This window comes from Kitasatospora sp. NBC_00458 (assembly GCF_036013975.1).
GTDB lineage: Bacteria > Actinomycetota > Actinomycetes > Streptomycetales > Streptomycetaceae > Kitasatospora.
Genome location: NZ_CP107904.1, coordinates 7,160,221 through 7,179,058 on the forward strand (window position 1 = coordinate 7,160,221; position 18,838 = coordinate 7,179,058).

Here is an 18,838-nt window from a genome sequence, read left to right on the forward strand (position 1 = left end):
GCCCGTGCGTGGGTGTGCGGGGTTCAGGCGCCGGTGGGGATGCCCCGGTCGGCCTTGACCTGCTTCATCGTCAGGTGGGAGTTGACCTGGGCGATCCCCGGCAGCCCGGAGAGCACGCCGGTGATGAACCGCTCGTACGCGGCGATGTCCGCCACCGCGATCCGCAGCAGGTAGTCCGGCTCGCCGAACAGCCGGTGCGCCTCGACCACCTCCGGCAGCTCCGCCACCCGCCGCTCGAACTCCGCCACCGTGACCTGGTCCTCGTGGCGCATCGTGATCGTGACGAACGGTCGGAAGCCGCGGCCGACCGCCGCGCCGTCGAGCAGCGCGCGGTAGCCGAGGATCACGCCGTCCTGCTCCAGCTGCCGGACCCGGCGCAGGCAGGGCGAGGGGGTGAGGTCCACCCTGGCGGCCAGCTCGGTGTTGGTGAGGCGGCCGTCCTGCTGGAGCTCGTGGAGGATTCTGCGGTCGATGCGGTCCATAGCGCAACATTCTGCCAAAACACGGTGCGGACGGGCATGAAGTAGCCATCGTGTGCCAGCCGTGTCCGGCTACCGTCAGTGACCGGAAACCGCCCCGCAGAACACGACAGGTCACCACCCATGGACACCCACGCCCTCCTCCTCTTCCTGGGGGTCGACCTGCTGCTCGTCTGCACCCCCGGCCCCGACTGGCTCTACATCGCCGCCCGCGGCCTCGGCCAGGGGCGCCGCGCCGCGCTGACCGCCGTCGCCGGCGTCTGCGCCGGCTACGCCGTCCACACCCTGCTCTCCAGCGCCGGACTCGCCGCCGCCCTGCGCGCCGTCCCCGCGGCCCTGCCCGTCCTCCGCGCCACCGGCGCCGCCTACCTGCTGGTCCTCGCCGCCACCATGCTGATCGCGCTCCGCCGGGGCGAGGGCGGCGCCGCCCTCGCCGCACCCCGGCCGCAGCCCACCGCCACCGTGCTGCGCCAGTCCGTGCTCACCGCGCTGCTCAACCCCAAGGGCCTGCTGCTCTACCTCTCCCTGGTGCCGCAGTTCGTCGACCCCGCCGCCGGACTTCCGGTCGGCGGCCAGGTGCTCGTGCTCGGCACGCTCAACGTGCTGGCCTGCGCCGTCGTCTACGGCCTGGTCGCGCACGCCAGCGGACGGCTCGGCGGGCGCTTCGGCTCCGACCCCGCCGCCGCCCGCCGGATGACCGTCGTCTCGGCGGTGCTGCTGATGCTGGTGGCGGGGGTCACGGCGACCGCCTGACGACGGGAGCACAATGCGGGCATGACAGACCGTTCGATGCGCACACCATCCGGCCCCGGCCCCGGCCGCCCCGGTCCTGACTCCGGCACCGACCCCGGAACCGGCACCGGCGCGGGCTTCCGACCCGGTGCAGGCCTCCGCCCCGGTGCCGGGGCCGCCGGGGACGGGCCCACCGCCGACGCCTGGGCCGCCCTCGACGGTCCGGCGCCACTGCTGGAGCGGGTCTCCTTCCACGGCCCCGACGCGGTGCTGCCCTCCCGCCTCCCCGTCCGCCGGCTCGCCCGCGCCACCGTCGCCGCCTGCTCCCTGGCCGCCGCCGAACTCGCCGCCCTGCGGTCGGGCGGGCCGGTGCCGGAGGTCCGGATCGACCAGGGAGCCGTCGCCACCGCCTTCGTCAGCGAGCGCCACCTGCGGATCGACGGCCGGGCCCCGGTCTCCTTCGCGCCACTCTCCGGGTTCTGGCGGACCGCCGACGGCTGGCTCCGCACCCACGCCAACTACCCGCACCACCGGGACCGGCTGCTCGCCGCACTCGGACTGCCCGCCGACACCGGGCCCGACCGGCTCGCCGCCGTCCTGCGCGAGCAGCCGGCCGCGTCGGTCCAGGAGCGCGCGTTCGCGGCCGGGGCGCTCGCCGTGGCCGTCGCGCCGGCCCGGGAGAGCGAGCTGCCCCTGGCCGAGGCCCGGATCGCCGACGACACCGCCCCCCGGCCCCTGGACCCGGCTCCGCTCCCCGCCGCCGGGATCCGCGTCCTCGACCTCACCCGGGTCATCGCCGGCCCGGTCGCCACCCGCACCCTCGCCCTGCTCGGCGCCGACGTGCTCCGGATCGACTCACCCCGGCTCCCCGAGGCCGAGGACGCCCACGCCGACACCGGCCTCGGCAAGCGCTCCACCCGGCTGGACCTCGCCGAACCGGCCGACCGCGCCGTCTTCGAGGAGCTCCTCGCCACCGCCGACGCCATCGTCACCGGCTACCGCCCCGGCTCCCTCGACGCCCACGGACTCGCCCCCGGGGCACTGCTCGCACGACACCCCGGCCTCGTCGTCGCCCAGCTCGACGCCTGGGGCTGGACCGGACCCTGGTCGGGCCGGCGCGGCTTCGACAGCCTCGTCCAGGCCGGCGTCGGCATCGCCGACATCGAGGCCGGCGCCGACGGCCGCCCCGGCGTGCTGCCCGCGCAGGCCCTCGACCACGGCACCGGCTACCTGATCGCCGCCGGGGTGCTGCGCGCCCTCACCGCGCAGCGCACCGCCCGCCCCGGCGGCCGGCACCTGCGCTACTCCCTGGCGGGCACCGCCTCCTGGCTGCTGAACGGCATCCCGCCCACCGCCGACCCGCGCGTCCCCCCGAACGACGAGCCCTACGACCCGGCGCGGTGGATCACCGAGACCGACTCGCCGTACGGGCGGCTGCGCCACGCCCTGTCGCCCGTCGCGTACGAGGGCGCCCCGGCGGGCTGGTCGCGCCCGCCGGGGCGCTGGGGGACGGACGCCCCGGTCTGGCACTGAGCCGCCGGGCCCGCTGCGCCCCGCCCGGCCCCGTCCGAACGAACCGGGCGGCGCGGTGGGACGCGGCGGGACCGGCGGGACGCGGTGGGGCCTCAGACGCCGGAGGGGATCCGTTTCGCCGTGCCCCGGACCCGGAACGCCGTCACGATCTCGACCAGGCCCAGGATCACCAGCCAGCACCCGGCGAGGATGGTCAGCGCGGCGATCGAGCCGACCGGCCAGACCATCAGCAGCACGCCGGCCAGCGTGTTGGCCGCACCGGCGAAGGCCTGCCAGCCCCGGGCCGGCATGTCCGGGTCCGAGATCACGGCGGCGAGGTGGGTGATGCCCCGGAACAGCCAGCCGATGCCGATCCAGATCGCCAGCAGGAGCAGTGACTGTGCCGCGCTGCGGAAGCAGAGCAGGCCGAGCAGCACGCAGATCGCGCCGCTGATGAAGGCCAGCACCCGCAGCGCGGGCGTGGCGTGCGTACCGAACGCGGCGACCAGCTGGACGATGCCGATCACCAGCAGGTAGAGGCCGAACAGGACGCCCACCACCAGCAGCGTCTGCTTCGGCCAGACGAACACGATGATCCCGAGGGCGAGCGAGACGAGCCCGGCGACCAGCAGGACCTGCCAGGCGGCCTTGGCGAGCAGTCCGAGCGGGCCCCGTACCGGGGAGCCGTCGGGGGTGATGATCGGGGAGACCACGGTGGCGTCCTCCTGGGGAGCGGGGCTGGTGGGCGTACCTCTCACGGTCGGGCGGTTCGCGCGGGTCGGCGTTCCTCACGATCTCCGCACCCGCCGCGCCGCGCCCGCCGGATACACCCGTTCGGGCGATCGAGACGGCGGCCCGTGCCGCTGTTCACCCTCCCCGGAGACCGCCCCGCGCCGACCGCCCCCGGCGGCCGGGGCCCCGCTGCCGACGACCTCCGCCGGGTCCCCGTCGCGGTCGTATCCCCCAGGACACCGGTTGTCCATCTCAGGATCACCTGGTGTCGATATCGTCCGGCGATATGACTTCTGAAGGGTGGGGGACCCCTCCGGTCGAACCGATCGGCCAGCACTACATCGTCTGCGGCGGGAACGCGCTCGCCCACCGGCTCACGCTCGAACTCGTCGAACACTACGAAGTGCCCGTGGTGGTCCTCGTCCCGGACCGCACCCGCGACCACGCACCGCAGATCGAACAGCTGGACGGCGTCGCCGTCGTCGTCGAGTACAGCAGCGTCACCGAGGAGGCCCTGCGCGCCGTCCGGGTCGAGACCGCGCGCGGCATCGCCCTGGTCGAGGGCAGCGACCAGGAGAACATCCACGCCGCGCTCTCCGCCCAGGGCCACAACCCGGACATCCGCATCGTGCTGCGGATGTTCAACCAGCGGCTCGGCGAGAACATCGAGCGGCTGCTCAGGAACGGCACCGCGCTCTCCGGATCCGCCACCGCCGCCCCCGCCTTCGCCGACGCCGCGCTCTCCCGCCCCAACTCCGTCCAGGTCGGCGACCGCTTCCTGCACATCGCGTACGACGGGGACATCGACTCCAACCGGATCTGCGTCGTCGCCGACCGGATCGACCGCCAGGACCTCGGCCGGATCCGGCTGCTGCCCGAGCAGGAGGGGGACTCGGCCTCCTTCGTCCGGCTGGCCAGTGAGTTCGGCGACGACGGGCCGATCCGCTCCGGTGCCGCCGCCCGCCGGGCCGCCGCGGTCCCGGGGGCTCCCGGGGGTACCGGCCCGACCCGGGCTCCGGATGAGGCAGCCGGCGAGGCGGCTCCCGAGGAGGCGGCTCCGGGGGAGGCGGCTCCGGGGGAGGCGGCTCCGGGCGAAACGGGCGAGGAAGCTGACACGGGCGGCTCCGACGGGGCCGGGCCCGAGGCCGAGCCCGAGGTCGGGCCCGAGGCCGTCGAGCAGGCCGTCGAGCAGGCCGTCGGAGGCGACCCCGGCGGGAACGGCGGCGGGGTCGCCGCACTGCAGACCCTGCCGAGCGAACCGCCGGTCCGGATCGCCTGGTGGCGCCGGCTGCGCTGGCGGCTGCTCGACACCCTGCGCTACTTCACCAGCGCCCGGCTCCGGCTGGTGCTCATCACCGCCCTGGCCGCCGTGCTGCTCGCCTTCGGCCTGCTCTGGTACCTCAACCGGGACTTCGGCTGGTCGCTCTACGTCTCGCTGCTCGACCTGGCCGGCGCCGCCCAGCCGGACCAGCCCGCCGACGCCGCGGCCGGCACGGGCACCGGCGGCACCTGGCAGCGGATCGCCCAGGTGGTGATCACCTTCTGCGGCATCACCTTCGCGCCGGTCGCCACCGCCATCATGGTCGAGGTGCTCGCCTCCGGTCGGCGCGGCCAGCCCCGCAACCCGGGCGCGGGCACCCGCGACCACGTCGTCGTGGTCGGGCTCGGCAACGTCGGCACCCGGGTGGTCGCCCGGCTGCACGGCCTCGGCGTCCCGGTGGTCGGACTCGAACGCGACCCGCAGGCCCGCGGCATCTCCGCGGTGCGCGCGCTGGGCGTCCCGGTGGTGGTCGACGACGGGCCGCTCGCCGAACAGCTGCGCCGGGCCCGGCTGAAGCACTGCCGGGCGGTGGTCGCGGTCAGCGGCGACGACGCGACCAACCTGGAGGCGGCGCTGGAGGCGCGTGCCGTCCGGCCCGACGTGCGCGTCGTGCTGCGGATGTTCGACGACAACTTCGCCCATCACGTGTACGCGACGCTGGACAACGCGGCGTCCCGGTCGACCTCCTACCTCTCCGCACCGGCCTTCGCCGCCGCGCTGATGGGGCGTGAGGTGCTGGGCACGCTCTCGGTCTTCCGGCACGTGCTGCTGATCGCCGAGCTGCGGGCCGAGGTCGGCAGCGGCCTGATCGGCCTGAACCGGCACGACCTGGAGGACGAAGGGGGCGTCCGGGTCCTGGCCGTCCGGCTGGCCCGCAACCCGCAGCTCTACCACTGGAAGTACGCCGACCGGACCAGGGGGCTGGAGCCGGGCGACCGGGTCGTGGTCGCCGCGACCCGCAGCGGACTCGCCCGGCTCAACACGGTGCCGGTGGGTGCGGAGGACGAGCGGGCGGCGGCGGGCTGACGGACGGACGGCCGACGGCGGATCGGGAGGTCCGTCGTCGGCCGTCCGTCAGCCGTCGGTCGTCAGCGGCCCGTCGGCGACCGTTCGGCCGCCCCCGCCCCCGCCCCCGCCGCTGCTCAGCGGTGCTGGAACGACGCCGGCCGCTTCTCGGCGAACGCCGCCATGCCTTCCTTCTGGTCGGCGGTGGCGAACGCCGCGTGGAACAGGCGGCGCTCGAAGCGGACGCCCTCGGCGAGGGTGGTCTCGAAGGCGCGGTTGACCGCCTCCTTCAGCATGATGCTCGCCGGCGCGGACATCTCCGCGACCTTCTCGGCGGTGGCCAGCGCCTCGGCCAGCAGCTGGTCGGCCGGGACGATCCGGGACACCAGCCCGGCCCGCTCGGCCTCCTCGGCGCCCATCATCCGACCGGTCAGGCACAGCTCCATCGCCTTGGCCTTGCCGACCGCCCGGGTGAGCCGCTGCGAGCCGCCGATCCCGGGGATGACGCCCAGCTTGATCTCCGGCTGGCCGAACTTCGCGGTGTCCGCCGCGAGCAGGATGTCGCAGAGCATCGCGAGCTCGCAGCCGCCGCCCAGGGCGAAGCCGGCGACCGCCGCGACCACCGGCTTGCGCAGTTCGCCGAGCCGGTCCCACGGGCCCAGCCAGTCGTCCAGGTAGACGTCGGGGAACCGGTTGCCCTGCATCTCCTTGATGTCGGCGCCGGCGGCGAACGCCTTCTCCGAGCCGGTGATCACCAGACAGCCGATCTCCGGGTCCCGGTCGAACGCGGTCGCGGCGGCCACCACCTCGTTCATCAGCCGGGTGTTGAGCGCGTTCAGCGCCTCCGGCCGGTTGAGCGTGATCAGCCCGACCCGGCCCTTGCGCTCGACCAGGATCGTCTCGTAGGTCTCGGTCATCGCCGTTGACTCCCTCTTCCGCTGCTCGCGCCGTCCGGGGCGCGCTCTGACCACCCAACGATCTCCGACCCGGCCCGGCTCGCGCCAGTCTCGCTCCGCGAGACGGTCGTCACGGGCCCGACCCCGGGCCGGACCTCCGGCCCGGAACCCCGCGCGGGCCCCTCCACGGGCACCTCCGCGGGCCCGTGGAGTGCGGCCGAGCGGTGCCCGCCTCAGGCCATGCCCAGTTCGTCGCCCTCGCGCGGCGCCAGGAACCGGGCCACGTCCTCGTCGGTGACGGCGGCGAGCGAGGCCGGGTCCCAGTGCGGGTCGCGGTCCTTGTCGACGACCTGCGCCCGGATGCCCTCGACCAGGTCGTGGCTCTCCAGCGCCGCGCAGGAGATCCGGTACTCCTGGTCCAGCACCGCCTCCAGGGACGGCAGCGTGCGGGCCCGGCGCAGCGCGGCGAGGGTGACCTTGACGGCGGTCGGCGAGTTGCCGAGCACCTGTTCGGCGGCCTCCTTCGCCTCCGGGACCCCGGAGGCGAGCAGCCGTTCGACGATCTCCTCGACGCTGTCGGCGGCGTAGCACTCGTCGATCCACGCCCGCCGCTGCGCGAGCGCGGCGGGCGGCGCCGGCTCGGCGTGGGCGGTCACGACGGCGGTCAGGGCGTCCACGGTGGTGAGGTCGTCGGCGGTGCCGAGCGCGGCGAGCAGGGCCGGTACCTTCGCCGACGGGACGAAGTGGTCGGCGAACCCGCAGAGCAGTGCGTCGCCCGGGCCCATCGTGGCCGAGGTGAGTCCCAGGTGGGTGCCCGTCCCGCCCGGCGCGCGGGCCAGCAGGAGGCTGCCGCCGACGTCCGGGACCAGGCCGATCCTGGTCTCCGGCATGGCCACCACCGAACGCTCGGTGACGACCCGCACCGCCCCGTGGGCGGAGACCCCGACGCCGCCGCCCATGGTGATGCCGTCCATCACCGCGAGGTAGGGCTTCGGGTAGCGGGCGATCAGTGCGTTGAGCCGGTACTCGGAGCGGAAGAACGCGCGCGTGCCGGCCCCGCCGGTCCTGGCGTCGTCGTGCATCGTCCGGATGTCCCCGCCGGCGCAGAGCCCGCGCTCCCCGGCGCCGGTCAGCACCACGGCCTGCACCGCGTCGTCGTCGGCCCAGCCCTCCAGCGCCGCCAGGAAGTCCAGGACCATGCCGTGGGTGAGGGAGTTGAGCGCCCTCGGGCGGTCGAGCACGATCCGCCCCACGCCACCGTCCCGGTAGACCTGCACCTCGTCGCTCATCGGGCCCGCTCCCGTCCGTCGTCGGCACTGTGTCGCTCTGTCGTGGAACCCGGCGAAGATCCCCCGCCGTACCGTACCCGCGCGTCCGGCGCGGCACAGCACCGAGGGCGGCGCCGGCGGTCGCGGCGCCGCCCTCGGTGCGGCGGGGTGGTGGTGCGGCTTGCGGAGGCGCCCTACGGCACGATGCGGCCGGTGACCTCGCCGAAGCCGACCAGGGTGCCGTCCGGGCCGGGCGCGGTGGCCGAGATGGCCACCTCGTCGCCGTCCTCCAGGAAGGTGCGGACGGTGCCGTCGGCGAGCTTGAGCGGCTCCTCGCCGTTCCAGGTCAGCTCGATCAGCGCGCCGCGGGTGTCCCGCTCCGGACCGCTGACCGTGCCCGAGGCGAACAGGTCGCCGGTGCGCAGGGAGGCGCCGTTGACCGTCATGTGGGTGAGCTGCTGCGCGGCCGTCCAGTACATCGAGGCGAACGGCGGCCGGGAGACGGTGTGTCCGTTGAGGCGGACCTCCAGCGCGAGGTCCAGCGCCCACGGCTCGCCGCCGCGGTCGTCGAGGTAGGGGAGCGGCTCGACGTCCCGGACGGGCGGGGCGACGCGGGCGTGCTCCAGGGCGTCCAGCGGCACGATCCACGGCGAGAGGGAGGTGGCGAACGACTTGCCGAGGAACGGGCCGAGCGGCACGTACTCCCAGCCCTGGATGTCGCGCGCCGACCAGTCGTTGACCAGGCAGACGCCGAACACGTGCTCGCGGAACCGGTCCAGGGGCACGGGCGAGCCGAGCGCCGACGGCGCGCCGACCACGAAGCCGACCTCGGCCTCGATGTCCAGCCGCCGGGTCGGGCCGAAGGACGGGACGGCGTCCGAGGGCGCCTTGCGCTGCCCGTGCGGGCGGACCACCGGCGTGCCGGAGACCACCACGGTGCCGGAGCGGCCGTGGTAGCCGATCGGCAGGTGCTTCCAGTTCGGCGTCAGCGGCTCCGTGCCGGGGCGGAGGATCCGGCCCAGGTTGGTGGCGTGGTGCTCGGAGGCGTAGAAGTCGACGTAGTCGGCGACCTCGAACGGCAGGTGCAGTTCCACGTCCGCGAGCGGCAGCAGCGCGGGCGAGAGCGCCTCCCGGAAGGACTCGTCGGTGAGCCAGTGCGTCAGGTCGGCCCGCACCTGCGTCCAGGCCGAACGGCCCGCGCCCAGCAGCGGGTTGAGCGAGTCCGCGTCGAGCAGGACGGACGGCGCGCCGGCGGCGCGGGCGGCCGCGCCGGCGTCGAGGACGAAGTCCCCGATCCGGACGCCGATCCGCCGCCGGCCCGGCCGGTCGGCCGCCGTGAAGACGCCGTAGGGCAGGTTGTGCACGCCGAACGGGGAGTCCTGGGCGCTCGCCAGCCAGCTGCGGGGGGTGGTCAACGGTCCTCCTGGGACGGGGAGTCGGCCGACGTGGTCGATGTGCTCGACGCGGTCGGTGCGTGCGGGGGCGACGGGGGCGACGGCTGCGGTGCGGTGCCGGACGCTGCGGTGCGAGACGGCGCCGCAGCCGGGGCGGCCACCAGGCCGAGCCCGGCCAGGTCGGCCAGCGGTTCGGCGATGCTGCAGGTGCCGAACGCGGTGAACGAGTTCCGGATCACCGTGACCTGACGGTCGGTCAGCTCTCGCACCGACGCGGCCAGGACCTCGCCGGACCGCTCCGCCAGCACCTCGGCGGCGGCCTTCCGGTCGGTCTCCGCGGCCGCGAGCAGCACGTTCAGGAAGCCGTGGTGCTCGAACCCGGTCACCGGGTCGGTGTGCCGGACGGCGTGGTGCAGTCCGGCCGTGCACTTGTACGGCAGGCCGCGCTGGGCGCAGCCGGTGAGGAAGCCGGCCAGCTCGTCCTCGTCCGGGAAGGCGCCGGGGACCACGCCCCCGGTGCGGAACTTGGCCCGGTACGGGCTGTCGACCAGCACGTCCAGCACCTCGTCGAGGCCGTCGCCGCGCAGCAGTTCGCGCGGCAGCTCGACGGCGGCGGGGACGGCCGGCGGCAGCAGCAGGTCCAGTGCGGCGACCGCCTCCCGGGCGTCCCGGGTGGTCAGTTCGACCCCGGCGAGCTCGAACGGTGCGACGGCGGCGAGGGCCGGGCCGAGTTCGGAGCTGCCCCCCGGCAGCACCAGACCGACCCGGAGGACCGGTACGGGCCCCTCCGCCGCGGCGTCCGCGGCGGCGTCGGCCGCGCCCGCCAGCTCGCCCAGCCGGCCCGCCCCGCAGAGGAACGGGCCGACCGCGTCGGCGTACCAGGCGGTCCGGTGCGCGCGGTGCGCCGGGACGGCCTCGGCGACCGGCAGGTTCCCCGGGGGGAACACCGCCGCGTCGTCGAACAGCCCCCGGAACAGCTCGGGGACGACGGATTCCGGGGTGGGGCTCACTGCTGCGGCCCCCGACCGGCCCAGGTCCAGGCGTAGCCGGAGTCCTCGCTCGCCCGGCCGCCCTCGCCCAGCTCCAGCGGCCGGAAGGTGTCCACCATCACGGCGAGCTCGTCGAAGAACTCCGCCCCGATGGACCGCTCGTAGGCGCCCGGCTGCGGGCCGTGGGTGTGGCCGCCGGGGTGCAGCGAGATCGAGCCCTGGGCGATGCCCGAGCCCTTGCGGGCCGCGTAGTCGCCGCCGCAGTAGAACATCACCTCGTCGCTGTCCACGTTGGAGTGGTAGTACGGGACGGGGATCGACAGCGGGTGGTAGTCGACCTTGCGGGGCACGAAGTTGCAGATCACGAACCCGTTGCCCTCGAACACCTGGTGGGCCGGCGGCGGCTGGTGGATCCGCCCGGTGATCGGCTCGTAGTCCCGGACGTTGAACGCGTACGGGTAGAGGCAGCCGTCCCAGCCCACCACGTCGAACGGGTGGTGCGGCACGGTGTACCGGGTGCCCGAGATCCCGTTCGGGCCGCGGTGCTTGACCAGCACGTCGACGTCCCCGTCGCCGTCCGCGGCGGTGTCGGCGAGCAGCGGGCCGACCGGGCCGCGCAGGTCCCGCTCGCAGTACGGCGCGTGCTCCAGCAGCTGGCCGTACTTGGACAGGAAGCGCTTCACCGGGGTGATGTGGCTGTTCGCCTCGATGCAGTAGGCGCGCAGCGGCCCGTCGCCGGTCGGCAGCCAGCGGTGGGTGGTGGCCCGGGGGATGATCACATAGTCGCCCTGGCCGACCTCCAGCGTGCCGAAGACCGACTCCAGGGTGCCGGCGCCGGACTCCACGTACACGCACTCGTCGCCGAGCCCGTTGCGGTACAGCTCGCTCGGCGCCCCGGCCGCGACGTACGAGATCCGCACGTCGCCGTTGCCGAGGACGAGCCGGCGCCCGGACACGACGTCCGCGGACTTCCAGTCCTGGCCCGCGAACAGCTCGTGCAGCTTGAGGTGGCGGGGGAGCAGCGGGTGGTTGGGCACCGTCGACTGGTCCGGCAGCTCCCACGGCACCGCGTTCACGACGGCCGAGGGGATGCCCCGGTGGTAGAGCAGCGAGGAGTCCGAGGAGAACCCCTCCTCGCCCATCAACTCCTCGTAGTACAGACCGCCTTCGGGTGTGCGGTGCTGTGTGTGCCGCTTGGGCGGGATGCTGCCCAGCTGCCGGTAGTGCGCCATCGTCCTGTCCTCCCAGACCTTCCTACGGCTCGGCGGTGGCCGGCCCGGCGGGGTGGCGCCGGCCGGCGGGTTCCGGCCCGGCGGGCGGCCGCCGGGCCGGGGCGGCCGCCTCAGAGGTTGCCGCGGCGGTCCTGCTCGCGCTCGATGGCCTCGAAGAGCGCCTTGAAGTTGCCCTTCCCGAAGCCCAGCGAACCATGCCGCTCGATGAACTCGTAGAAGACGGTCGGGCGGTCGCCGATCGGCTTGGTGAAGATCTGCAGCAGGTAGCCGTCCTCGTCCCGGTCGACCAGGATGCCGCGCTTCTTCAGCTCTTCGATCGGCACCCGGACCTTGCCGATCCGCTCGCGCAGCTCGGGGTCGTCGTAGTACGAGTCGGGGGTGTTCAGGAACTCCACGCCACGGGAGCGCAGCACGTCCACGGTGGTGAGGATGTCGTTGGTGGCCAGCGCCATGTGCTGGCAGCCCGCGCCGGTGTAGAACTCCAGGTACTCGTCGATCTGCGACTTCTTCTTGGCGATCGCGGGCTCGTTGAGCGGGAACTTCACCCGGTGGTTGCCGCTGGCGACGACCTTGGACATCAGCGCGGAGTAGTCGGTGGCGATGTCGTCGCCGACGAACTCCGCCATGTTCACGAAGCCCAGGACCTTGTTGTAGAACGTGACCCACTCGTCCATCCGGCCGAGCTCGACGTTGCCGACCGCGTGGTCCAGCGCCTGGAACAGCCGCCGCGGCGAGCCCTCCGGGTGCTTCACCTTGCTCTCGGCGACGACGAAGCCCGGCAGGTAGGGGCCGTGGTAGCGGGAACGGTCGATCAGGGTGTGCCGGGTCTCGCCGTAGGTGGCGATCGCGGCGCGCCGCACGGTGCCGTTCTCGTCCGACTCGTCGTTCGGCTCCTCCAGGACGGTCGCGCCCTGGGCGCGGGCGTGCGCGATGCACTTGTCGACGTCCGGCACCTCCAGCGCCAGGTCGACGACGCCGTCGCCGTGCCGGCGGTGGTGGTCCAGCAGCGGGCTGTCCGGGGCGACGCCGCCCGTGATCACGAACCGGCAGGAACCGGAGCGCAGGACGTAGGCCTTGCGGTCGCGGACGCCCGTCTCCGGACCGGAGTAGGCGACCAGCTCCATGCCGAAGACGACCTGGTAGAACTGCGCCGTCTGGGTGGCGTTGCCCACGACGAACACGACGGCGTCCTGCGCGGTGACCGGGAACGGGTCGGTCGCGGGGTCGTGCTCGACGAGGCCGACGAGGCGGCGCAGCTGATCGGCGTCGAGACCGGCCTCGCGTTCCTCGGGGGTGAGCTCAAGGGCGTGGGACTGCGGGGTCATCGGTCGTTCCTCCACATTGAGGCCTCGGCATTGAGGCATCCGCTTGAGGCGGCCGCGCCGCGGGGGTGGGTGCGGGTGCGGCTGAGCGGAGAGCTTGCTCCAGTCGGGATGGTTGGGCAACAGGTCGGATTTCCACTGTTCAATGTGTACAAGGTGATCAGGAAATCCCTGGTCCCGCTGTGCAGAATGCCCGGTGGATCGAGAGGGTTCCACGAGTTCTGCGTAACGCCCGGTCCGGGCCGGTGCGGCGGCCCGGACCGCGGGAGCGGCCGGTGAGGACCTGGTCAGGGGCTGCTTCGGGTGCGGTGCGGTGCGGGTGGGGCTCGGGTCGGCCGGTGGTTCCGGCGTGGTCGGGGCTCGGGTCGGGCTGCGGGGCTGCCGGGCTGTCGGGCAGCGGGGCCGTCAGGGCGGTGCGAGGTGGTCGAGGAACCAGTCGCGGGCCAGGTCGGCGACCCGGTCCAGGGTGCCCGGCTCCTCGAAGAGGTGGCCGGCGTGCGGCACCACCGCCAGCTCACTCTCGCAGCGCAGCCGCTCGCGCGCCCGGCGGTTGAGGTCGATGACCAGGCCGTCCCGGGCGCCGACGATCAGCAGGGTCGGCGCGGTGACGCGGGCCAGCCGCCCGGCTCCCGCGAGGTCGGGCCGACCGCCCCGGGACACCACCGCACCCACGCCGTCGCCGAGCCGGGCGGCGGTCCACAGGGCGGCGGCGGCCCCGGTGCTCGCCCCGAACAGGCCGAGCGGGGCGGGACCGTCCCGGGCGGGCGGGTCCGTGGGCTGTTCCGCGGGCCGGTCTGCGGGCGGGTCCGTGGGCGGACCGGCGCGGAGGTCCGCGGACAGGTAGCCGGGCAGGCGGCGGGCGACGTCGGTCAGCCGGGTGCCGAGCAGCTCGACGTCGAAGACATTCCGCCGGTCCGGCTCCTCGTCCTCGGTGAGCAGGTCGAAGAGGAAGGTCGCCAGCCCGGCCCGGTTGAGGTGCGCGGCCACGTGCCGGTTGCGCGGGCTGCGCCGACCGCTGCCGCTGCCGTGCGCGAACACCACGAGGCCGCGCGCCCCGGACGGCACGGTCAGCCGGCCGGTCAGCCGGACGCCGCCGGCCGGGACGGCCAGGTCACGGTCGGACCCGACGGCGGCGCGGCCGGCACCCGCCCGGGCCCCGGCGGCCTCGGCGAGGTGGCGGAGGACCTCGGCGTCCCCGGTCTGGCCGAAGTCGGCGTAGAACTCGCCGATCGCGTAGAACGGCGACGGCGTCCCCACGCAGACCAGCTCGTCGGCGACGTCGCCCAGCCGGTCGGTCCAGTCGTCGGGGGCCACCGGAACGGCGAGCACCACCCTGGCCGCGCCCCGGGCCCGGACGATCAGGCAGGCCGCCCGCGCGGTCGAACCGGTGGCGATGCCGTCGTCGACCACGACCACCGTCCGCCCGCGCAGGTCCGCGGGCGGGCGGTCGCCCCGGTACCGGCGGGCCCGGCGCTCCAGCTCGGCGCGCTCCCGGGCCTCCACCTCGGCCAGTTGCCCGGGGGTGACCCCGGCCGGCCGCAGCACCTGGTCGTTGAGCACCCGTACGCCGTCCTCGCCGATCGCCCCCATGCCGAGCTCGGGCTGGTACGGGACACCGAGCTTGCGGATCACGCAGATGTCGAGCGGGGCGCCGAGCGCGGCCGCCACCTCGGCGGCCACCGGCACCCCGCCGCGCGGCAGGGCGACCACCACGGTGCCGGGGCCGCGCAGGTGGCCCAGGAGCGCGGCCAGCCGGCGGCCCGCGTCGGTGCGGTCGGCGAAGTGGGTTCCGGTGACGTGCATGGTGCGGCCTCCGGCTTCCACCGTACGTCGGCGGGGCGGGCGGGCGGCGGCGCGGGGCGGCGCGGGGGCCGGGGCGAACCGTCCGGGGCGGGGCGGCCAGGCCCGGTGCGGTCCCGGGCGGGGGCGGGACACGGATGGGCCCGGTCGCCCGTGTGACCGGGACGGCGGGCACGTCAGCGTGGAGAGCGGTACGGCCGCCCGTCCTGCGTCCGGCCGTACCACCCGACCTGCGCGAAGGAGCTCCCCCGTGTCCATCCCCCACCCCCAGCACCGCGCGGCCGAGGCCGCCCGCAGCACCCGAGGCATCCCCGGCGACCTCCCGGCCGCGCCGGGGCCGCACGCGGCAGGCCGCCATGTCGCCGGTCCCGACGCCGCAGGCCCCGGCCCCGCCGCCGCGCCCGCCCCTGCGGCCCCGGGCCCCGCCGCCCCCGGGCTGCACGCCACCGGCGACCCGGCGAACGGTGCCCCGGCCGCCGGCTGGACGGTCGCCACCGCGCTGCCCGTCAGCTACCGGGTCCGCTTCACCCCCGGCGTGCTGGACCCGCGGAACCCGGCGCTCGCCCGGGCCGGCGGACCGCCCGGCCGCCGGCTCGTGGTGGTCGACTCCCGGGTGCACGAGCTGCACGGCCACCGGCTCGACCGCTACCTGACCGCCCAGGGCGTCGAGTACGAGACGCTGGTCCTGCTCGCCCACGAGCAGGTGAAGACCATGGACTCGGTGTTCCAGGTCGCCGACCGGATGGACTCCTTCGGCATCTCCCGGCGCGGCGAACCCGTCATCGCCGTCGGCGGCGGCGTGCTGACCGACGTCGTCGGCCTCGCCTGCAGCCTGTACCGCCGCTCCACCCCGTTCGTCCGGGTGCCGACCACACTGATCGGACTGGTCGACGCGGGCGTCGGCGCCAAGACCGGCGTCAACCACGGCCGGCACAAGAACCGGCTCGGCACGTACCACCCGGCCGTCGACACCCTGCTCGACCCGGCCTTCCTCGCCACCCTGGACCGGCGGCACCTCGGCAACGGGCTCGCCGAGATCCTCAAGGTCGCGCTGATCAAGGACCGCGACCTCTTCGAACTCCTGGACCGCTACGGCCGGCACCTCCTCGACCAGCGGTTCCAAGGCCCGCGCGTCGCCGCCGCGGTACTCGGCCGCGCCGTCCACGGCATGCTCCAGGAGCTCCAGCCCAACCTCTGGGAGCACCGGCTGGAACGCCTCATGGACTACGGCCACTCGTTCAGCCCGACCGTGGAGATGCGCGCCCTGCCCGAACTGCTGCACGGCGAGGCGGTCTGCGTCGACATGGCGCTCACCACCGTCGTCGCCCAGCGGCGCGGGCTGCTGGACGCCGCCCAGGGCGAACGGATCCTGCGGCTGATGCGGCGGCTCGAACTGCCCGTCTGGCACCCGCTGATCGAGCCGCTCACCCTGGGCGAGGCACTCGCCGACACCGTCCGCCACCGCGACGGGCGGCAGCGGCTGCCGCTGCCGTCCGGGATCGGCTCCGGGGTCTTCGTCGACGACCTGGGCGTCCGCGAACTCGCCGAAGCGGCAGCGCGGTTGCGCACCTGGTCGGTGGCGGAGCGCTCGCGCGCGGGGGCGGCGTCCCGGGTGTGGGAGGGGAGTGGGACGCGTGCGTAGCGCGGTCGTGGTCGCGGACACCGGGGCACCGGCCGCCGTCCACGGGGTGCACGGCGCGGCCGGGACGACCCGGTGGACCTGCCTGGCCCGCAGGGCGGGGCTGACCGGGGCCTGGGAGGCCGTCGAGTGGGCGAGCGTCCCGGCCGGCGGGGTCAGCGGTGAGCACCTGCACACCCGGACCCGCGAGGTGTACGTGGTGCTGACGGGGGCGGGGGAGGTGACCCTCGACGGCCGGCCGTACCCGGTCCGGGCCGGCGACGCCGTGCTGACGGCGCTCGGCACCCGGCACGGGCTGCGCAACACCGGCACGGGGCCGCTGGAGTGGCTGGTGATCGAGCTGCCCGCCGAAACCCCCGCCGAACTCCCCGCCGGACCGCCGGCGGCGCACCCGGCCGTGGCGCCGGGAACGGCGCCGGAGACCGCCGCGGGCCGCTGCCGGCCCGTCGGCAGCACGGTGGTCACCGACCTGCGGCGGACCGGTCCGCTGGACCCGTCCGCGGTGATCGGCGGGCCGCTGCGCCTGCTGCACCACACCGGACTGTCGCCCGGCCGGCGGACCGACCTCGTGGCGGACGGCGTGGAGCACACGGTGTTCGTCACCGGCGGGGGCGGCCGGACGAGCGTCGGGGGCGCCCGGGTGCCGCTGCGGCCCGGCACCGCGCTCACCCTGCCGCACGGCACCGCGGCCGGTCTCGCCGCCGGACCGTCCGGACTGGCGTACGTGCACGCGGAGCTGGTGCTTCCGGGAGGTGGGCGGCGATGATCGTCACCGGAACCGGCGGGCCCCGGCTGCTGCTGGGCCCGGGCGTCCAGCGGATCCGCACCCGCTGCCTCGCCCGCCGGGGCATGCTGCACAGCGAGTGCGAGGCGTTCGAGCACGTGCGGCTCGGCCCCCGCGTCTGCTACGACCTCGCCGGACGCGGGTCCACCGAAGCCGCCTGGTACGTGCTGCGCGGCCCGGTGTCGCTGGTCGACCGTCCCGGGCGGCCGCTGCGCCTGCTCGACCGGGGCGCCCTCGTCCTCGCTCCGCGCGGGGAGTCCGTCCACCTGCACGGCGGGCCGTTCGGTGCGGAGCTGCTCTGCCTGACCGTCCTGCCGGCGCGGGTCAGCGGGGCGCTGCCGGAGCGGCGGCCGGAGGTCGGCGGGGCCCGCACCGACGGATGACGGGCGGACGGGGGACGGGCGGGAAAGGCCGACCGCCCTGGCCCGGTCCTCCCTCCCGCCCGGGTGCCCGGGCCGTCCCGGCACCCGGGCGGGACGGAGCCCGGATCCGGTCGGGGCGTGGTCGGGCCCGGCGGCTCAGGCGCCCGGGGCCGCGGGCGCCGCACGGTGGGTCTGCGAGCCCGATCGGGAGGAGGCCCACCATGCACAGCGACGTCCGGCTCGACCGGCGGATCCAGGCCGGTGCCGCGAACATCACCCTGGCGGTCCGCAGCGGCGAGGCGTCCTGGGCCGAACTCGGCGGACGGCTCGCCGGGTTCGCCGCCGACCGCTTCGTCCTCCTGACGGACGGCACGGCGTCCGCCGGCCACCTGGCCCGGGTGCGCGGCCTCGCCGCCGCCCAGGCCCCCAGTACCGTCCACGACCTGCGGGACGGCCCGCTCCCGGGCGGCTCGGCCCCGACCGGCCGGACCGTCCTCATCGCCGTCGGCGGGGAGCGGGCCTGCGGCGTCGAGGCCGACGTCCGGGTGCCGACCGACCTCGCCACCGCCTGCGGCCCGGCCCTCGCCGCGCACCGCCCCGACCCGGCGGGCGACGGCGGCGGGAGCCTCGCCGGCTCCGCACCCGCCCTGGTCTGGGTCCGCGCGGACCTGCTCGCCGCCCGCCCGGCCCCGGAGACCCGGGCAGGGATGGTCGCCGTCATCCGCCACGTCCTCGCCGTCTGCCCGGCGCAGTACGGGCCGCTGGCCGCCGTCCTCGACCCCGGGGCCCGGTACGGCGAGCAGGCCGTCACCGCGCTGCTCGCGATCTGCGCGGACGCCCGCGCCGCCCTGGTCTGCTTCGACCCGTACGAGACCGGCCCGGCCCTCGCGCTCGGCTACGGCCGGAGCCTCGGCCGGGCCCTGCGGACCGTCGCGGGCCCGGCCCTCGCACCGGGCGACGCCGAGGCCCTGGGCCTGCTGCTCGCCGCCCGCGTCGCCTTCCTGCTCGGCCTGTCGGACGGCGCGGCCGCCTGGTCCCACCACGAGCTGCTGGCCCGGAACGGTTCGCCGACCGCGCTGCCCGCCGGCGTGGACCCGGACCGCCTCGCCGACGCCGTCACCGGCGCCGCCGACCCCGGTCTGCTGCTGCTCGCCGAGCTCGGGCACCCGTACTGCGCCGACGGACGGCTGCTCAGCCCGGTGGGCGGCGCCGTGCTGCGGGCCGCCGCCCGGAGCCTGGGCGTGCGGGCCGCGCTTCCGCACAGCCGGGCCGCCGCACCGGACGCCCGGCCGGCCGAGGACCAGCTGCCCGTCCCGGCCGCGCTGTGCAGCGCCGCGTGAGCTGCCTGCCGGGGTGCGGCGCCGACCCGGC

The 18,838-nt window shown here is 75.7% G+C and carries 16 protein-coding genes; 7 read left to right on the top strand and 9 right to left on the bottom strand.

Going from position 1 to position 18,838, the window contains the following annotated elements:
- Positions 1 to 23 precede the first annotated feature (23 nt).
- The gene (locus OG550_RS29150; protein WP_327682511.1) at positions 24 to 482 is read right to left on the bottom strand and encodes an Lrp/AsnC family transcriptional regulator; all 459 of its coding nucleotides are present in this window, start codon (positions 480 to 482) and stop codon (positions 24 to 26) included.
- A 120-nt stretch (positions 483 to 602) separates the two neighbouring features.
- On the opposite strand from OG550_RS29150, the gene OG550_RS29155 reads away from it, so the two are divergent.
- Positions 603 to 1,232 carry a LysE family translocator gene (locus OG550_RS29155; RefSeq protein ID WP_327682513.1) on the top strand — a complete coding sequence of 210 codons (630 nt, stop codon included), beginning with the start codon at positions 603 to 605 and terminating at the stop codon, positions 1,230 to 1,232.
- Between the two features lie 21 nt (positions 1,233 to 1,253).
- The gene (locus OG550_RS29160; protein ID WP_327682515.1) at positions 1,254 to 2,744 is read left to right on the top strand and encodes a CoA transferase; all 1,491 of its coding nucleotides are present in this window, start codon (positions 1,254 to 1,256) and stop codon (positions 2,742 to 2,744) included.
- Positions 2,745 to 2,836: 92 nt separating this feature from the next.
- On the opposite strand, the gene OG550_RS29165 is transcribed toward OG550_RS29160, so the two are convergent.
- Positions 2,837 to 3,481, bottom strand: a complete 645-nt coding sequence (locus OG550_RS29165; protein ID WP_327682517.1) for an HdeD family acid-resistance protein — start codon at positions 3,479 to 3,481, stop codon at positions 2,837 to 2,839.
- Between the two features lie 260 nt (positions 3,482 to 3,741).
- Between OG550_RS29165 and OG550_RS29170 the strand changes: the two genes are divergently transcribed.
- Positions 3,742 to 5,802, top strand: a complete 2,061-nt coding sequence (locus OG550_RS29170; protein ID WP_327682519.1) for an NAD-binding protein — start codon at positions 3,742 to 3,744, stop codon at positions 5,800 to 5,802.
- 116 nt (positions 5,803 to 5,918) lie between these two features.
- Here the strand turns inward: OG550_RS29170 and OG550_RS29175 are convergent, their stop codons facing one another.
- The 7 genes from OG550_RS29175 to OG550_RS29205 all read right to left on the bottom strand — a co-directional run bounded on the left by OG550_RS29175 (position 5,919) and on the right by OG550_RS29205 (position 14,685).
- A complete protein-coding gene (locus OG550_RS29175) occupies positions 5,919 to 6,698 on the bottom strand; it encodes an enoyl-CoA hydratase (RefSeq protein WP_327682521.1) in 780 nt (259 codons plus the stop codon).
- Positions 6,699 to 6,910: 212 nt separating this feature from the next.
- Complete coding sequence (locus OG550_RS29180) at positions 6,911 to 7,966, bottom strand: enoyl-CoA hydratase/isomerase family protein (protein WP_327682523.1); 1,056 nt, start codon at positions 7,964 to 7,966, stop codon at positions 6,911 to 6,913.
- Positions 7,967 to 8,139: 173 nt separating this feature from the next.
- Positions 8,140 to 9,360 (bottom strand): fumarylacetoacetase, encoded by a 1,221-nt coding sequence (gene fahA, locus OG550_RS29185; protein WP_327682525.1) that lies wholly within the window; start codon positions 9,358 to 9,360, stop codon positions 8,140 to 8,142.
- Positions 9,357 to 10,349, bottom strand: coding sequence for a hypothetical protein (locus OG550_RS29190; RefSeq protein WP_327682527.1), 993 nt, complete (start codon positions 10,347 to 10,349; stop codon positions 9,357 to 9,359). The genes fahA and OG550_RS29190 overlap by 4 nt, the downstream gene beginning before the upstream one ends.
- Positions 10,346 to 11,560: a homogentisate 1,2-dioxygenase gene (locus OG550_RS29195; protein WP_327682528.1), complete on the bottom strand. Its 1,215-nt coding sequence runs from the start codon at positions 11,558 to 11,560 to the stop codon at positions 10,346 to 10,348. The genes OG550_RS29190 and OG550_RS29195 overlap by 4 nt, the downstream gene beginning before the upstream one ends.
- A 110-nt stretch (positions 11,561 to 11,670) precedes the next feature.
- Positions 11,671 to 12,885, bottom strand: a complete 1,215-nt coding sequence (hppD, locus tag OG550_RS29200; RefSeq protein WP_327682530.1) for a 4-hydroxyphenylpyruvate dioxygenase — start codon at positions 12,883 to 12,885, stop codon at positions 11,671 to 11,673.
- Between the two features lie 402 nt (positions 12,886 to 13,287).
- Positions 13,288 to 14,685 (bottom strand): phosphoribosyltransferase family protein, encoded by a 1,398-nt coding sequence (locus tag OG550_RS29205; protein ID WP_327682532.1) that lies wholly within the window; start codon positions 14,683 to 14,685, stop codon positions 13,288 to 13,290.
- A gap of 247 nt (positions 14,686 to 14,932) precedes the next feature.
- On the opposite strand from OG550_RS29205, the gene OG550_RS29210 reads away from it, so the two are divergent.
- The 4 genes from OG550_RS29210 to OG550_RS29225 all read left to right on the top strand — a co-directional run bounded on the left by OG550_RS29210 (position 14,933) and on the right by OG550_RS29225 (position 18,807).
- A complete protein-coding gene (locus OG550_RS29210) occupies positions 14,933 to 16,324 on the top strand; it encodes a sedoheptulose 7-phosphate cyclase (protein WP_327682534.1) in 1,392 nt (463 codons plus the stop codon).
- The gene (locus OG550_RS29215; protein ID WP_327682536.1) at positions 16,317 to 17,087 is read left to right on the top strand and encodes a cupin domain-containing protein; all 771 of its coding nucleotides are present in this window, start codon (positions 16,317 to 16,319) and stop codon (positions 17,085 to 17,087) included. The genes OG550_RS29210 and OG550_RS29215 overlap by 8 nt, the downstream gene beginning before the upstream one ends.
- Positions 17,084 to 17,488, top strand: a complete 405-nt coding sequence (locus OG550_RS29220; RefSeq protein WP_327682538.1) for a hypothetical protein — start codon at positions 17,084 to 17,086, stop codon at positions 17,486 to 17,488. The genes OG550_RS29215 and OG550_RS29220 overlap by 4 nt, the downstream gene beginning before the upstream one ends.
- 200 nt (positions 17,489 to 17,688) lie before the next feature.
- The gene (locus OG550_RS29225) at positions 17,689 to 18,807 is read left to right on the top strand and encodes a 3-dehydroquinate synthase family protein (protein WP_327682540.1); all 1,119 of its coding nucleotides are present in this window, start codon (positions 17,689 to 17,691) and stop codon (positions 18,805 to 18,807) included.
- Positions 18,808 to 18,838 lie beyond the last annotated feature (31 nt).

Excerpts from the sequence above, each read along its gene's own strand:
- OG550_RS29150 (WP_327682511.1), bottom strand. The coding sequence starts at position 482 with ATGGACCGCATCGACCGCAGAATCCTCCACGAGCTCCAGCAGGACGGC.
- OG550_RS29155 (WP_327682513.1), top strand. The coding sequence starts at position 603 with ATGGACACCCACGCCCTCCTCCTCTTCCTGGGGGTCGACCTGCTGCTC.
- OG550_RS29160 (WP_327682515.1), top strand. The coding sequence starts at position 1,254 with ATGACAGACCGTTCGATGCGCACACCATCCGGCCCCGGCCCCGGCCGC.
- OG550_RS29170 (WP_327682519.1), top strand. The coding sequence starts at position 3,742 with ATGACTTCTGAAGGGTGGGGGACCCCTCCGGTCGAACCGATCGGCCAG.
- OG550_RS29175 (WP_327682521.1), bottom strand. The coding sequence starts at position 6,698 with ATGACCGAGACCTACGAGACGATCCTGGTCGAGCGCAAGGGCCGGGTC.
- OG550_RS29180 (WP_327682523.1), bottom strand. The coding sequence starts at position 7,966 with ATGAGCGACGAGGTGCAGGTCTACCGGGACGGTGGCGTGGGGCGGATC.
- OG550_RS29195 (WP_327682528.1), bottom strand. The coding sequence starts at position 11,560 with ATGGCGCACTACCGGCAGCTGGGCAGCATCCCGCCCAAGCGGCACACA.
- hppD (WP_327682530.1), bottom strand. The coding sequence starts at position 12,885 with ATGACCCCGCAGTCCCACGCCCTTGAGCTCACCCCCGAGGAACGCGAG.
- OG550_RS29205 (WP_327682532.1), bottom strand. The coding sequence starts at position 14,685 with ATGCACGTCACCGGAACCCACTTCGCCGACCGCACCGACGCGGGCCGC.
- OG550_RS29220 (WP_327682538.1), top strand. The coding sequence starts at position 17,084 with ATGATCGTCACCGGAACCGGCGGGCCCCGGCTGCTGCTGGGCCCGGGC.
- OG550_RS29225 (WP_327682540.1), top strand. The coding sequence starts at position 17,689 with ATGCACAGCGACGTCCGGCTCGACCGGCGGATCCAGGCCGGTGCCGCG.